Raw genomic sequence first — 1,218 nt, 5'->3', positions numbered from 1 at the left:
TATATTTTAAGGAGGACAAAAAAGATGGCAAAAAAGAAATTTGAAAGAACAAAACCACATGTTAACATAGGAACAATAGGACATGTTGACCATGGGAAGACAACATTAACAGCAGCAATAACAACAGTACTTGCAAATTATGGTGGGGCAGAGGTAAGAGCCTTTGACTCAATTGATAATGCACCAGAAGAAAAAGAAAGAGGAATCACAATAGCTACATCACACGTAGAGTATGAAACAGAAAAAAGGCATTATGCTCACGTAGACTGTCCAGGGCACGCAGATTATGTAAAGAATATGATAACAGGAGCAGCTCAGATGGATGGAGCAATTCTTGTAGTATCTGCAGCAGATGGACCAATGCCGCAGACAAGAGAGCATATTTTGCTGGCCCGTCAGGTAGGAGTACCATCGATAGTAGTCTTTTTAAACAAAGCAGATATGGTAGATGATGAAGAGCTAATAGAATTGGTAGAGATGGAAGTAAGAGATTTATTAAATGAATACGAATTTCCAGGAGACGAGGTACCAGTAATAGTAGGATCAGCCCTAAAAGCATTAGAGAATGGAGATCCGGAAGGAGAATGGGGCAAGAAGATAATAGAGCTAATGGACGCAGTAGATGAATATATTCCAGAGCCGCAGAGAGAGACAGACAAACCATTTTTAATGCCGGTAGAGGATGTATTTTCAATCACAGGGAGAGGAACAGTAGCGACAGGACGAGTAGAGAGAGGAACACTACATCCACAGGATGAGGTAGAGATAGTAGGGATAAAAGATACAACAAGCACAGTAGTAACAGGAGTAGAGATGTTCCGTAAGCTGCTGGATGAAGCAGTAGCAGGAGACAACATTGGAGCATTATTAAGAGGAGTAAAAAGAGACGATATAGAGAGGGGACAGGTACTGGCGAAGCCGGGAAGTATAACACCCCATACAAAGTTTAAAGCAGAGGTATATGTGTTGAGCAAAGAAGAGGGAGGAAGGCACACCCCATTTTTTGATGGATACCGACCCCAGTTTTACTTCCGTACAACAGATGTAACAGGAGACATAAAGTTACCAGAAGGAGTAGAGATGGTAATGCCAGGAGATAATATAGAAATGATAGGAGAACTGATTACTCCAATAGCTATGGAAGAAGGACTGCGTTTTGCAATCCGTGAAGGTGGCCACACAGTTGGTGCCGGAGTTGTTACCGAAATTATTGAGTAA

Annotated in this window: 1 protein-coding gene; it reads left to right on the top strand. The window is 41.6% G+C overall.

The features are described 5' to 3' along the window. Positions 1 to 24: 24 nt before the first annotated feature. The gene (tuf, locus tag DER71_RS11855) at positions 25 to 1,218 is read left to right on the top strand and encodes an elongation factor Tu (protein ID WP_114459032.1); all 1,194 of its coding nucleotides are present in this window, start codon (positions 25 to 27) and stop codon (positions 1,216 to 1,218) included.

Source organism: Halanaerobium sp. DL-01 (assembly GCF_003338615.1).
Classification (GTDB): Bacteria; Bacillota; Halanaerobiia; order Halanaerobiales; family Halanaerobiaceae; genus QPJE01.
This window is presented reverse-complemented; position numbering and strand designations above follow the sequence as displayed.

Excerpts from the sequence above, each read along its gene's own strand:
- tuf (WP_114459032.1), top strand. The coding sequence starts at position 25 with ATGGCAAAAAAGAAATTTGAAAGAACAAAACCACATGTTAACATAGGA.